Origin of the sequence: Arthrobacter sp. M4 (assembly GCF_020251205.1) — a bacterium.
Taxonomy (GTDB): Bacteria; Actinomycetota; Actinomycetes; order Actinomycetales; family Micrococcaceae; genus Arthrobacter.
Map to the genome: position 1 here is coordinate 454589 of NZ_JAIWYX010000002.1, position 13683 is coordinate 468271.

General features: G+C 62.6%; 9 protein-coding genes and 2 tRNA genes. 2 read left to right on the forward strand and 9 right to left on the reverse strand.

Features of this window, described 5'->3' with window-relative positions; all coding sequences use genetic code 11:
* Positions 1–92: 92 nt before the first annotated feature.
* From LD110_RS05705 to LD110_RS05725, 5 genes are all read right to left on the reverse strand, one after another.
* Complete coding sequence (locus LD110_RS05705) at positions 93–656, reverse strand: gluconokinase (protein ID WP_225497017.1); 564 nt, start codon at positions 654–656, stop codon at positions 93–95.
* Between the two features lie 73 nt (positions 657–729).
* Positions 730–1506: a PIG-L deacetylase family protein gene (locus LD110_RS05710; RefSeq protein WP_225497019.1), complete on the reverse strand. Its 777-nt coding sequence runs from the start codon at positions 1504–1506 to the stop codon at positions 730–732.
* A 4-nt stretch (positions 1507–1510) separates the two neighbouring features.
* The gene (locus LD110_RS05715) at positions 1511–2464 is read right to left on the reverse strand and encodes an electron transfer flavoprotein subunit alpha/FixB family protein (protein WP_225497021.1); all 954 of its coding nucleotides are present in this window, start codon (positions 2462–2464) and stop codon (positions 1511–1513) included.
* Between the two features lie 15 nt (positions 2465–2479).
* The gene (locus tag LD110_RS05720) at positions 2480–3280 is read right to left on the reverse strand and encodes an electron transfer flavoprotein subunit beta/FixA family protein (protein WP_225497023.1); all 801 of its coding nucleotides are present in this window, start codon (positions 3278–3280) and stop codon (positions 2480–2482) included.
* Positions 3281–3557: 277 nt separating this feature from the next.
* The gene (locus LD110_RS05725) at positions 3558–5288 is read right to left on the reverse strand and encodes a S1C family serine protease (RefSeq protein WP_225497025.1); all 1731 of its coding nucleotides are present in this window, start codon (positions 5286–5288) and stop codon (positions 3558–3560) included.
* A gap of 380 nt (positions 5289–5668) precedes the next feature.
* Here LD110_RS05725 and LD110_RS05730 point away from each other — a divergent pair, with 380 nt between their 5' ends.
* Both LD110_RS05730 and LD110_RS05735 read left to right on the forward strand, forming a co-directional pair.
* Positions 5669–7729 carry a TPM domain-containing protein gene (locus LD110_RS05730; RefSeq protein ID WP_225497340.1) on the forward strand — a complete coding sequence of 687 codons (2061 nt, stop codon included), beginning with the start codon at positions 5669–5671 and terminating at the stop codon, positions 7727–7729.
* A 98-nt stretch (positions 7730–7827) separates the two neighbouring features.
* Positions 7828–8619 (forward strand): PspA/IM30 family protein, encoded by a 792-nt coding sequence (locus LD110_RS05735; protein WP_225497027.1) that lies wholly within the window; start codon positions 7828–7830, stop codon positions 8617–8619.
* Between the two features lie 69 nt (positions 8620–8688).
* On the opposite strand, the gene LD110_RS05740 is transcribed toward LD110_RS05735, so the two are convergent.
* The 4 genes from LD110_RS05740 to LD110_RS05755 all read right to left on the reverse strand — a co-directional run bounded on the left by LD110_RS05740 (position 8689) and on the right by LD110_RS05755 (position 13471).
* Positions 8689–8762, reverse strand: a tRNA-Met gene (locus LD110_RS05740).
* A 137-nt stretch (positions 8763–8899) separates the two neighbouring features.
* Positions 8900–8973, reverse strand: a tRNA-Met gene (locus tag LD110_RS05745).
* 170 nt (positions 8974–9143) lie between these two features.
* The gene (locus tag LD110_RS05750) at positions 9144–12137 is read right to left on the reverse strand and encodes a UPF0182 family protein (protein ID WP_225497029.1); all 2994 of its coding nucleotides are present in this window, start codon (positions 12135–12137) and stop codon (positions 9144–9146) included.
* A gap of 167 nt (positions 12138–12304) precedes the next feature.
* A complete protein-coding gene (locus tag LD110_RS05755; RefSeq protein WP_374200303.1) occupies positions 12305–13471 on the reverse strand; it encodes a PDZ domain-containing protein in 1167 nt (388 codons plus the stop codon).
* Positions 13472–13683: the final 212 nt, after the last annotated feature.

The window sequence follows — 13683 nt, forward strand, 5'->3', positions numbered from 1 at the left end:
AGCAATCGGGCAAACAACGACGGCGGTGCCTCCTCATTGCCAGGAGGCACCGCCGTCGGCAGTTCAGTTGGATTGTACGCTTCGGCGAAGCGCTAGTGTCCGGGCACTCTGTTGGCCCCAGCGGTGGTGGCGCCCGTGCTCTTGGGCTCCAGGCTTAGTCGTTCGATGACTTCTTGCGCTTCTTCAGACGGTGAAGCAGCCACAGACAGGGAGATGAAGTTCTCGTCTTCTGTCGGCTCCTCCAAAGCTTCGAACTGTGATTCAAGCAGGGCTGGCGGCATGAAGTGCCCATGCCTCGAGGCAAGCCGACCAGAAATGTGCTCCTTGCTTCCCTGCAGGAACACAAACACGACCCCTTCCCCGCGCAGGACGTCCCTGTAACGCTTCTTCAGAGCGGAGCAGGTAATGATTCCCGGCGTCCCCGAAGCTGTGTGTTCGCGGATCCAGTCGGCAACCCTTTCCAGCCACGGCCAGCGATCGTCGTCCGTGAGGGGCTGCCCGGACTGCATCTTGGCCACGTTCGATTCGGGGTGCAGGTCGTCGCCTTCGGCGAGTTCCCAGCCGAGGCGGCCCGCAAGTACTCCAGCAACGGTGGACTTGCCCGAGCCGGAGACGCCCATGATCACCAGAACGGGTTGTTGCGCAGTCTTCGCCATCAAAGTCTGCCTTCCTGAATAAATATGATTTAAAACACTTCAAGAGTACGGCAGAGAATGGTCCCGGGCAATCCTAGAAACCGGCTATTGTCCCCGGGCCGTTGACGGCGACGACGTGGAACGCCTCTGCGCTGGTACCCTCCGGAAGACCCGCCCTTGCAGCATTGGCCTTCATCGTGGCTCGCACGGAACGCTCCATGGCCTCCAAGTCGGGGTGCTGGCTGGCGTGGATGCGGATGGCCTCCAACTTGGCCTGCACATGGTCATCCACCACCACAAAGTGGTTCTCGCGTTCCTCGGGACCGGCGAAGAGCCAGAGCCAAGGTAGTTTGTACGCTTCCAGGCCCGCTTCCACGAGTTCCGGATAGGCGAAGGGGTTCTCCAAGGCGGGGTACACAGCGCGCGTTACAGCTTCACCGACTGCCAAATGGTCAGGATGGCTTCGCTGGAGTACCTTCCAGTTCCGTTCCGGATGCATGGACAGCACAACGTCGGGCCGAATCTGGCGGATCAGCCGCACCACTTCGCGCATCACCTCATGGGAGGGCTCCAGGTAGCCATCGCGCTGGTGGAGGTAGTGGATGTCGCTGACCCCCACCACTGCCGCGGCACGACGCTGTTCCTCGGCGCGCATGGCCGTAATGTCCGGCCGGTCAGCCGGATCAAAGCCACCGGCATCGCCGTCGGTCATGATGCAGTAGTTGACCTGCACGCCTGCGGCGGTCCAGGCGGCGATGGCGCCGGCAGCGCCAAAATCGATGTCATCCGGGTGTGCAGTGAAACAAAGCACCCGCTCAACCCGGTGCAGTTCCGGGTTGAACGGGCTTGTGCCTGCGGCAGTGTGAGCCAAGGACTCAGCCCCGGCGCTTCTTGATCTCTTCGGTGGCCTGCGGCAAGACCTTGAAGAGGTCACCGATGATGCCGAAGTCCGCGATCTCGAACACGGGCGACTCTGCATCCTTGTTGACCGCCACAATCACCTTGGATGTCTGCATGCCCGACTTTTGCTGGATGGCTCCCGAGATGCCTGCCGAGATATACAGCTGCGGGGAGACTGTCTTACCGGTCTGGCCCACCTGGGCGTCGTGGCCGATCCAGCCGGCGTCGGTGGCTGCCCGTGAAGCGCCGATGGCCCCGCCCAGGACGTCCGCGAGTTCCTCGAGTGGACCGAAGTCTCCGTCCACGCCCCGGCCGCCGGCGACAACAACGCGGGCTTCGGTGAGCTCGGGACGGCCGCTGGCAGGCTTTTCAGTGCGTCCGGTGATGCGGGCAGCGTTGGCAGCAGCGTCGGCGGGAACTTCCACCGTGACGATTTCCGGAGTTCCTTCTCCAACAGGTTCGGCAGGTACCACGCTGTTGGGCTTGACCGTGAGGACTGAAACGCCGGTCCGCGATTTGGCGGTGGTGGTGTAGGAACCGGCGAGGACGGACTTGTGCGCGGTCCCGTCGGCGTCGACACCCACGACGTCAGTGATGACGCCGGCATTGAGCTTGATGCCCAGCCGCCCGGCGATCTCCTTGGCGTCGAAGCTGTTCTCCAAGAGCACGGTGCTTGCACCGGAGGCTGCTACAGCGGCGGCGAGGTATGCCGCCTTGGGGCCAGTGAGGTAGTCATCCAGGTCCCTAGTTGAGGGAACGTAAACCGTGGAGATTCCGTGGGCGCCGAGCTCAGCAGCGGCGCCATCCTGCAAAACTCCGGAGATCACGACGGCGGCGTCCCCAAGGGTACTAGCGATCGTGAGGAGCTCAAGGCTGCTCTTCTTCAGGGCAGCGCCCGGGTTGTCGATGAATACGAGTACGTTTGCCATGTCTTCCCGGTCCTCTTATAGCAGCTTCTGGGCGGCGAGGAAGTCCACCAGCTGGATGCCGGCGTCGCCTTCGTCAGTGATGATGGTGCCCGCCGTCCGAGGCGGACGGGCCTCGGCGCTTTCAACGACGGTCAGTGAGCCGCTATGGCCAACCTCGGCCGCATCCACCCCGACGTCCGCCAACGACAACGTGGCGACCTTCTTTTTCTTCGCGGCCATGATCCCCTTGAAGTTCGGGTAGCGTGGCTCGTTGATCTGGTCCGTTACGGAGACAACGGCGGGGAGCGGCGCTTCAATGGTGTCGGAGTGGGCATCGCCGTCGCGGCGCGCGGTGATCCTGCCTTCAGCGACATCCAGCGTGGCTGCGAAGGTGACCTGAGGCAAACCCAGGCGCTCTGCCAACTGAGCCGGAACCAGGGACGTCTCACCGTCAGTGGAGGCCATTCCGGTGAGCACCAAGTCAACCGGCGCCTCGGCACCGAGGTGACGGACGGCCGCGGCGAGGGCCAGGGACGTAGCTGCTGCGTCAGAGCCCGCCAAAGCGTCGTCACTCAGGTGGACTCCGGAAAAGGCACCAATCTGCAGGGCCTTCTTGACCGCGTTGACCGCAGCCGCCGGACCCATCGTCAGCGCAATGACCTGGTTGCCTGCGGCTTCACCGCCGCGAGCCTCGGCCAACTGTAATGCGGCCTCGAGTGCATACTCGTCCAGCTCGGACAAGATGCTCTCGGCGCGGTCCGTGGTGTTGTGTTCGCCGCTGAGGTGCCGGTCGAACTGCGCGTCCGGGACATGCTTGACCAGAACGACAATCTTCAATGTCTCTTCCACTGTCTTAGAAGCAGCCTTCCATGCTCTGTTCATGGCGGGGCTCTCGTGATGGGGCCGCCCACAGCCATGCATCACCCCACCGTAGGGGCACGTCCTAGCTAACCATAGCGGCCGCTTTCCGCGCCGCCTGCGTTAACGCCTGTGTCATGGACAAACAACGACGCCGGGCTGCACCTTGCCTGGTGCCGCCCGGCGTCGTGGGGATTTATTTCCTTGCTGTGCTGCGTGCAGTTCTACTGCCGTTCAGTTCTACTGCCGTTCAGTTCTACTGCGTCGCCGCGTCAAGGGTGACGTCGATTTCCCGGTCCTGTCCGTTGCGCTGGATCGTCACCTTGACAGTGGCGCCGGCGGACTGCTCACGAACGGCAGCGGTCAGTTGGTTAGGATCGCTGATGCCACGCTCGCCGAACTTGGTGATCACGTCGCCAACCTGGATTCCGGCCTTCGCAGCGGCAGACCCCTGGACCACGGAAGCCACCTGTGCGCCCACCGAGAACCCGGAGGACGATCCGCTGGCGGACTTGGGCTTGACGCTTACACCAAACTGGCCGTGGCTGGCCTTGCCGTTCTTGATGATTTCCTGGGCAACGCGCTTGGCGTGGTTGATCGGGACGCTAAATCCAACACCAATGTTGCCGGCGGACGAATCGGAGCTGCTTCCAGCGGAAGCGATGGCAACGTTCACGCCGATGATCTCACCCTTGTTGTTTACCAGCGCGCCTCCGGAATTGCCGGGATTGATTGCGGCGTCGGTCTGAATGACATTGAGGGAGATGGAACCTTCATTGGCGCTCCGCTGGCTCTGGCTGCCGTCCGGCGGAGCGAACTGGAAGCCCTGGTCACCGCCCTGCGAATTGTCAGATCCGTCCTTCGGCGCCGCGGAAGAAGCAACCGTGATAGTCCGGTTGAGGGTGGAGACAATACCATCCGTGACGGTCCCCGTCAGGCCGAGCGGGGAACCAATTGCGACGGCGGTGTCCCCCACGTTGATCTTGCTCGAGTCACCCAGGGTGGCCGGAACCAAGCCTCCTGCGTTCTCAACCTTGATGACGGCAAGGTCTGACAGGGGGTCGGTTCCGACAACAGTGGCTTTCAGGACCTTTCCATCGTTTGTCCTGACCTCAAGGGTCGGGTTCGCGGTGGTGCCGTCCAGGGTAACAACGTGGGTATTGGTCAGGATGTGGCCCTCGCCATCCAGGATGATGCCTGAACCTGTACCACCCGAGCCCCCGCTGGAGGCCTTGATGGTCACGACGCTGGGTGAGGCCTTGGCCGCGGCAGCCGTAATGACGTTGACGTCGTCCTTGTTGTTGACGATAACCGTTCCGGGCTGGCTGCTGGTGACCGCTGCCGGCGTACGGCTGCCAAAGATGGCGTTGCTTCCGGCAACAACACCACCTCCTACGAGACCGGCGGCAAGGATGCTGGCCACGAGGGTTCCGACGCCAAAAGCGGGCTTCCGGCGCGGAGTTGTGTCGAGCCCCTGGTGGGGGGCCGACGCGGGGTGAGGTCCCGGCGTCGAGCCCTGCTGGGAATACTGCGCCGGGCCGGTGTAGTGTGCGGCACCGCCATACGGAGTCGGCCCGTTGTACGGGTTAGTGGGCTGGGGACCGCCATGTTGAGGAGACTGGCTCTGGACGCCGTAGAACGGTTGGTGGTGCGGGTAGGACGGCCCTTGCTGGCTTTGGTGGCCGGGGTGCGCAGCGCTTGACTGCTCGTCCGGTGAGCTGTTGTGGCCCTGTTGGCCCTCCCAGGTGGCAGGCCGCAGCGGCTGCGTGGCATTGCTTGTGTCCGCACCGGTGTTGCCCGTGTGTTCATTGCTGCCCTGGGCAGCGCCGTCAGCAGCTGGCCGGAAAGCCGGCAACGGGGCCGTCGGCTGGTGGCTGGTGTTTTCCGCCCCTGCCTGCTGCGGCGTGGTATGTCCGGCCTGCTCCGTGCCCTTCCGCTCCGGTCCACGGCCTTCAGGTGTGGTGTCCGGTGCTGGGTTCTCCGTCATGGGACTTCCTTTCATCCTCGTCCCCTTAACTATGGAGGCCAGGGCTGGAACAATGTGGGGCGTTCGCTGGGAGCTTGCTGAATGCACTTAGCGGTGCTTCCGGCGCGGCCGATGGCGCTGCGCCAATCGGCGATTAGGGAGCTGGGCTCTAAGCGGCAGAGATGTCCCTCGAAAGCCCTTAAACGCTGCAATCACGCGGATCTCTCCCCTTTTCGCTGGTGGCATATTCGCCGCCGTGGACGCTCCAGCAGGTGCACCATAGAATCAAGAAGATTGCCTCAGCGACCTGCGGCTACCTCTCATCCGGCGTGGGGGCGCTGATGCATTTCTTTGACGGCTGGTTCCGCCTGGGCCAGTCGCGGGGCGCTGAAGGGTTGCACATGCGGTCAATGTTGAAACGTGTATTCGCTGTTGTTGGGCTGGCTGGCCTGCTGGCCCTTCCAGCCGGAGCGGCCTGGGCTGAGGACCCCGTCACGATTCCCTCGGGGCAGAACATTGTGGACAATGCCAATGTCCTTGGCTCCCGAAAGGGCGACGTCGAAAGCGCAATCAAGAAACTGGCAAGCGACAAGAAGTACAACCTTTACGTCGTAACGGTTTCTTCCTTCACGAACCCCTCGGACCCCAAAGCCTGGGGTCAGGCCGTTGCCACAAAGCGCGGCTTGGGGAAGTTCGACGCTATTTTGGCCATTTCCACGGCCGGCAACTACTATTTTGCCCCCAACTCGACTAGCCCCATCGCGTCCAAGACCAGCAACATCACGCAAAACGCCATCGTGGCGAATCTAAGCGGCGGCAAGAAGGACTACGCCCAAGCAGCCATCGACACGGCTAACGCCATGGGCGACGCCGCAGACGGTGGGAGCGGTTCTGTTCCCAATGGGAACGCGGGTGCTGCAGTTCTAGTTGGTGTTGGAATAGCAGCAGCCGGCGGCGCCGGCGCGTACCTTTACTTCCGTAACCGCCGCAGGAAGGCCGCTGAAGGCTCCCGGGCTGTCTCTGGACCCGGAGGCCAGCAGAAGGACCCGCTGGCCTCTATGTCCATTGCGGACCTCCGCCGCAAGGGCGGCTCCCTGCTCATCGAGGCCGACGACGCCATCAAGTCCAGCGAGCAGGAACTCGGTTTCGCCGAGGCACAGTACGGGGACGCCGCCGTCGGAAACTTCTCCAAGGCGCTGGACGAGGCCAAGGCCCACATGCGCGAGTCCTTCAAACTGCAGCAGCAGTTGGATGACCACATTCCGGATACGGAGGAGCAGCAGCGCACCTGGCTCGGCGAAATCATTCGACGTTCCGAGGCAGCCATGGCTTCCCTGCAGGAGCAGAAGGCCGATTTCGACTCGCTCCGGGAGTTGGAGAAGAATGCTCCGCAGGCACTGGCGGCCGTCGGCAAGGGCGCCCAGGAAGCTGAATCACGGATAGCCTCGGCCGAAGGATCCCTGAGCGATCTACGGCAGAAGTACGCGGACAGTGCTGTAGCCCAGGTGGCAGACAACATCACGCAGGCTAGGGAGCGGCTCCAGTTCGTCCAGAACGCCTCGGCAACTGCACAGGAAAAGCTGTCCGTTGGTGAGAACAGCCTCGCCGCGGTGGCAGTTCGTGCCGCCGAAGAGAGCCTTCACCAGACCAAGCTGCTGATAGACGCAATTTCCAAGGTGTCGGGAAACCTGGCAGAAGCACAGAACCGGCTCGAGTCCGCTGTGGTCGAAACCAGCCAGGACCTGGCCCAGGCAAAGGCCATGGTCCAGGCAGGCACCCATCCGGAACTTGCCGGTCCCGTAGCCGGTGTCGAGTCAGCCCTTGCCCATGTGAAGGCCGAACTCCAGTCCGGCAGAATCGATCCGCTCGCATCCCTCCAGAGGTTGGAAGTATCCCACCAGGCCCTTGACCAAGCACTGGTTGGCATCCGCGACCAGCAGGAGCAAGCCCGCCGGGCCCAGGCTTCGCTGCAGCAGGCCATCATGTCCGCGCAGGCCCAGATCAGTGCGACATCCGACTACATTACGGCACGGCGTGGCGGCGTCGGCACAGAGGCCCGTACCCGTCTCGCAGAGGCGCAGCGGAACCTCGACTATGCACTCTCGATCTCCCGCAACGACCCGGTTACAGCCCTGACGTACGCCCAGCAAGCCCACGCCCTCGCAGCACAGGCGGCGCAACTGGCCCAGTCCGACGTCGACCACTTTGACGGCTATGCCCGGCAGGGCTACGGCGGCGGCATGTTCGGAGGCGGAGGCGGCGGCCTGGGCGGCGCCATCCTGGGAGGCATCCTGATCAACTCGATCCTCAACAGCGGAGGCGGCGGCTGGGGCGGTGACCACCACGGCAACGACGGCGGCGGTTTCTTCGGCGGAGGTGGCGACTTTGGCGGAGGCGACTTCGGCGGAGGTGGTGACTTCGGCGGCGGTGACTTCGGCGGAGGCGACTCTGGCAGCTTCTAGGCTCTAGGAAGTTCGAGCCGAGCAGGCGAACTGAACAGCGGTACCACACCTGCCCGCCGGACCGGCGGGCAACGACGAGCAGGATGAAAGGCAACACCATGGTTAAGCAGTCCATCTTCGGGCGCATCGCACAGCTCGCGAAGGCAAACGTCAACGCCTTGCTGGACCAAGCGGAGGACCCGCAGAAGATGCTGGACCAGATGGTCCGCGACTACACGAACAACATCGCCGAGGCCGAGTCCGCTGTTGCACAAACCATTGGCAACCTGCGTATGCTCCAGGACGACTACAACGAAGACATTCGCAACGCACAGGACTGGGGCAACAAAGCCCTGGCAGCTTCACGCAAGGCTGACGAGTTCCGTGCGGCCGGCAACACCACCGATGCGGCGAAGTTCGACAACCTGGCAAAGGTGGCAATCCAGCGCCAGATGTCTTCCGAGAGCGAGGCCCGCGCCGCCGAGCCAAACATCGCCTCGCAAAGCGAGGTTGTCGAGCGGCTGAAGTCTGGGCTTGACCAGATGAAGAACAAGCTCAACCAGCTCACTGCCAAGCGCAACGAGCTCGTGGCACGCTCCAAAACTGCGGCCGCCCAGTCCCAGGTGCACGACGCCCTTAAGAGCATCGACATCCTGGACCCCACCAGCGAAGTGGGACGATTCGAGGAAAAGATCCGCCGGGAAGAAGCCAAGGTCCGGGGACAGCAGGAACTCGCTGCCTCGAGCCTGGACGCCCAGTTCAACCAGCTTGAAGACCTTGGGGAGCAGACGGAGATCGAAGCCCGCCTCGCGGCCCTGAAGTCTGGCGGCGCCAAGCCCGCCATCGGCGCGGGCGGCGCGGCGTCGTCGACCGGCACCACAGTCGATGAGGCCGACTTCGACAAGCTCTGACCGAGCCTTCCCGTTCCGGCGGCAAAGCCAAGGGCCCGGACCAGCATCTGCTGGTCCGGGCCCTTCCAGTTGCGGGGACAGGATTTGAACCTGTGACCTCTGGGTTATGAGCCCAGCGAGCTACCGAACTGCTCCACCCCGCGTCGCCTGATCAACTCTACCCTACTGCCGGACCACAACCGACCACTGCCACCGTGACTGTCAACACAGCGTTTGGATCGGTGCGGAAACAAAAAAAGAAATCCGGATCGGCTTGCTGCCAATCCGGATTTCCGTCCAGTTGCGGGGACAGGATTTGAACCTGTGACCTCTGGGTTATGAGCCCAGCGAGCTACCGAACTGCTCCACCCCGCGTCGCACAAACTACTTTACCGGGCAGTGAATGACAGACCAAATCGAGGTGACGTGATCTGCGTCTCGCCAATTCCGGTCTGCCGGCCGTTGGCCGGAAAAAAGAATCAGCCTGGTGTCCGACCCTTCGGGCCGGACACCAGGCTGATTCAGGAGGCTAGCCGGAGTGCCGGTCAGCGGGACGGCGACGGGGTGGGCGTGGCCGTTGGAGCGGACGTGGCACCGGGGACGGGTGCCGGCGTGACGCCAAGCTTAGTCTCCGCATCGAGCGCCCTCTTAAGCGCATCGGAGAGCTTTTTCTGCTGGTCGCCGTAGCCTGCAAAGTCGCCCTTGGCCAGGGCCGCCTGACCATCCTGTATGGCCTTGTTGGCATCGTCGAGTGCGGCTTTCAGTTCCGCCTTCGCGTCGGTTGGTCCGGTTGGGGCGGTGGTGCCCCCCGGCGTCTGTGGCGTCTGACCGTTGTTCGCGGCATCCCCGGCCTTCGCGCCGGATTCACCGCCAAAGAGCTTGTCAAGCGCCGCATCCAAGGTTGGCGCGAAGCCGATCTTGTCGCCGAAAGCAACCAGGACGCGCTGGAGCGTCGGGTACGACGTCTCACCCGTGGACTTGAGGTACACCGGCTGGACGTACAGCAAGCCGCCGCCCACTGGCAGGGTCAGCAGGTTGCCGTTCAAAACATCCGATGCACCCTGTCTGAGCAGGTTCAGGGCCTGGGACACTTCGGGGTCGGAGTTGAACTTGTTTTGGGCCTGACCTGGGCCCGGCACCTGCGTTTCCCTAGGAAGTTCCAGAAGCCTGAGCTGCCCGTAGCTTTCTGCCTTCACACCCTTCTCAGAACCCGCGTCCGAATCGGCCGCCAAGAATCCGTAGAGGATGTTGCGGGCGTTGTTGTTGACCACCTGCGGAATGAAGGAGGAGGTCAGCTGGAACGCCGGCTTGTCCTGGTCCGGCATCTGCAGGGACATGTAGAACGGAGGCTGGCGAACCGCTTCCGATACCGTGGGATCGTTCGGCACGCTCCAGGCGTCGTTGTTGTTGTAGAAGCTGTCCGGGTTGGTCACGTGATACCTGCCCAGGAGTTCCCGCTGGACCTTGAACATGTCCTCGGGGTACCTCACGTGGCTCATGAGCTGGCCCGACATCTCCGAGAACGGCTTCAGCGATGTGGGGAAGATCTTCTGCCAGGCCTTCAGAATGGGGTCCTTGTCATCCCAGGCATAAAGCGTTACAGAGCCGTCGTAGGCATCCACGGTGGCCTTCACCGAGTTCCGGATGTAGTTCACGGTGCTGTTCGGAAGGGTCGCGGTGCGCTGGGCAGCCGTCTGCGAGTCCGCCGTCGCGTTCTGCAGCTGTTGCTGCTGTGAGTAGGGGTAGTACTGCGTGGTGGTGTAGCCATCCACGATCCACTTCACACGTCCGTCGACCACAGCTGGGTAGGCGTTCCCATCCACTGTCAGATAGGGCGCCACCTTTTCGACGCGATCACGCGGGTTCCGGTCGTAAAGGATCTGGGACTTGTCGTTGACACCGTCAGACAGCAGCAGGTCCGACGACTGGAACTTGATCGAATACAACACACGGTTCAGGAAGTTACCGACATTAGGTCCGCCGTTGCCCGTGAAGGTGTACTGAGTCTCAGCTGAGCCTTCCTTACCGGCCGGACGGTCCTGCTCGCGGTGCGGCGCACCGTCGGGGCCTCCCACGACGGAATACTCGGGCGAGTTCTCCCCAAAATAGATCCGCGGCTCATAGCTCGTGTCGTTGCCCAAGACGCCCGTGGACGGGATGCCGGACTGCAGGAATTCAGGCTTGCCGTCTACGGTGAATTTGTTGCCCTTCGCAGCGACCACACCATATCCGTGCGTGTAGACGATGTGCCGGTTGTACCAGGATTGCTGGTTGGGGCTCAGGCCGTCCGGATTGAGCTCGCGAACTGCGATAACCGTGTCCTGTACCTTGCCGTCGAGCGTGTATCGGTCGACGTTCAGTGTCCTGGGGAACTGGTAGTAGGGGCGGTACTGTTCCAGCTGCGCGAAGGCTGAGGAAATGAGGTTCGGATCCAGCAATCGAATGTTGGCTGCGGTCTGGGCATCCTTGGCCAAGGCACCGCTGGTGGCGTTGGTGGTTGCGTTGTAAGGGGATACCTGGATCTGGTCCAAGCCGTAGGCAGTCCGTGTCATCTTGATGTTGCGGTCGATGTACTGCCTTTCAAGCGTCTGCTCCGACGGCCGCACTTGGAACTGCTGAATAACCCACGGATACACGCCACCGGCGAGGATAGACGTGATAATCAGCATTGCGGTGCCGACCACCGGAAGGCGCCAGCGACCAATGACCGCGGCAATGATGAACAGCACAGCCACGATGCCCGCGGCTACGGCCAGGATCGACTTGGTGGGAATGACGGCGTTGACGTCCGTGTAGAGAGCGCCGGCCCAGCGGCTTCCAGCGTTTTGAACCGTTGAATAACGGTCCAGCCAGAAGTTGGCGCCGAGCAGCAAGAGGAACGTGGCACCCGTAACGGCAAGATGGATCTGCGCTGCCCTGCTGGTGAAAATTCCGCGCTCCATGAGCCGGATGCTGCCGTACAAGTAGTGCGTGAGTATCCCTGCGAGGCCTGCGACCACCACAACGCTGATGAGGAAGCCGGTCACGAAGCCCAGGAAGGGCAGGGTCATCACGTAGAAGCTAATGTCCAGGTTGAACTGCGGATCGGTCTGCCCGAATTGCTCCTGGTTGAAGACCAGCAGGACCTTCTGCCACTGGCTCGCCGCGGCGCTGCCCGCAAACAGGCCAAAGACCACGGGGAGGCCGATCATGACTACGCGCCGGACAGGCTCAAGCTGGGCCTGGTAGCGGTTCAGGTTGTCCCGCACTTCAGAGTCCGGGGCATAGACGGGCCGGGCACGGTAAGCCAGATGAACTGCGTAGTAAATCGCGGCGAACATCACCACGAACCCGGCCAGGAAAATGAGTATCCTGGCGAGATTCTCCCGCAGGTAGACCTCAAAGAAGCCCAACTGCTGGAACCACAGGACATCCGTCCACACATTGGCGAAAAAGATGAAGCCAACGACGACGACCGCCACGACTATCAACGTGGGCGTTAGTGCACCTCGCCTCAGCGGTGGTCTTCCGGGCGGTTTGGAGCTGGCAGGACGGGACAAACTCTCTACCTCATAGCTGGTCGTCAGTAACTAGTAAGTGTGCGTGTGTGCTTGACGGCAACCGCCTCCGTTACAGGCGACGATACCCGTCATCTATGCCACGAGTGGCGTTGAAGCTAAGTTCCGGGAGTTCCGTACCCTAGTTCCACGGCCCAGTGTAGTGGGACTCAATGACCAGTCTGGGCGGCAGTACATGTAGGCAGACTGGACGTGTCCTGGCCCGATGAAATCTTCTCCACGGCAGCCTTCGCATCCGCCAGTGTCTCCACTTTCACCACCTGGAGGCCGTCAGGCACGTGACCTACCACCTCGTCGCAGTTCGCTGCGGGAGCCAGGAACATGGTTGCTCCGCTCCTGCGGGCGCCAACCATCTTCTGGGCCACTCCGCCAATTGATCCGACCGCCCCCTCCGGAGTGATGGTGCCCGTTCCCGCGATATGCTTCCCGCCGGTCAGGTCTCCAGGCGTCAGGGAATCCACGATGCCTAGGGCGAACATCATCCCGGCACTGGGTCCACCGACCTTCTCCAAGGAGATCTTGACGTCGAACGGGAAGTTGAACTGGTACTGCAGCAGCACACCCAGCACATACCGTCCGGCTTGGTTCTTGGTTGGCGTGACCTTCACCGTCACGGGACTGCCCGCTCGTTCGACGACGACGGTCGCCGGCTCGCCTGCCCCGGCGGCCAGTTCACGCTGCACAATGCTCAGTGCCGTCACGGGTTTGCCATTCACCGACACGAAAACGTCACCAGCCTGGAGCTTGCCTTCCGCGGGTGAGCCATCGGCCAGCGAATTAATCTGCAGTTTCTGGCCAAACGGAATCTTCAATTCCTGCAGGGCCGCGGCCGTGGCATTCTCTTGTGAAGTAGCCATGGCCTGGGCACTCTCCTGCTGCGAGCGCTCCGGCGTGGTTCCCTTCGGATACAGGAGTTCCTCCGGGTAGACGGCCTTGCTGCCGTCGAGCCAGGCTTGGAACGCGCCGAAGAGGTTCACAGTGCTGTTGGGGCCGCCCTCCACATAAACAGTGGTGAGGTCAAGGTTTCCCTTGGCGCGGTAGGTCTCGTGTCCCGTGATGCGGATGACGTCGTTCGATCCGTCCTGGCCGAGAGTATTGAACGTCGGCCCGGGTGACTCAACGACGTAGGGAACGGGAAGCGCCAGGGCAGCGCCGCCGAGCGCAGCGGCCAGCAAACCAGAGATGAGAACCACCGTGCCACGACTGCTATGCCGGGCGGGCTTCTCCTCAGGCTGCTGATCTTCAGGGGTGACCTGGCCCGTCGTCGAGTCCTCTGAGATTGACCCGCGCTCCCCCGCGCTGGGCAAATTTGTCACGTGTGGCACCTTTCCGCTAAGGGGACCCCCACGGTGCTCGCTTTGCCGCAGCCGCCATACGCCGCAGCGTGCCGCCCCCATTGTGCCGTCCCCAGAGGCCCTCCACGCTTCCTCGAAGGAGCGTTGCAGGGGGCCGTTCGAAGGGCCGGCACGGTCGTTCTATCAGAGAACAACACTACGCTGTCGCACTGCATCCTGCGCTTCTTTGCCTA

Excerpts from the sequence above, each read along its gene's own strand:
- LD110_RS05705 (WP_225497017.1), bottom strand. The coding sequence starts at position 656 with ATGGCGAAGACTGCGCAACAACCCGTTCTGGTGATCATGGGCGTCTCC.
- LD110_RS05730 (WP_225497340.1), top strand. The coding sequence starts at position 5,669 with ATGCGGTCAATGTTGAAACGTGTATTCGCTGTTGTTGGGCTGGCTGGC.
- LD110_RS05715 (WP_225497021.1), bottom strand. The coding sequence starts at position 2,464 with ATGGCAAACGTACTCGTATTCATCGACAACCCGGGCGCTGCCCTGAAG.
- LD110_RS05735 (WP_225497027.1), top strand. The coding sequence starts at position 7,828 with ATGGTTAAGCAGTCCATCTTCGGGCGCATCGCACAGCTCGCGAAGGCA.
- LD110_RS05725 (WP_225497025.1), bottom strand. The coding sequence starts at position 5,288 with ATGACGGAGAACCCAGCACCGGACACCACACCTGAAGGCCGTGGACCG.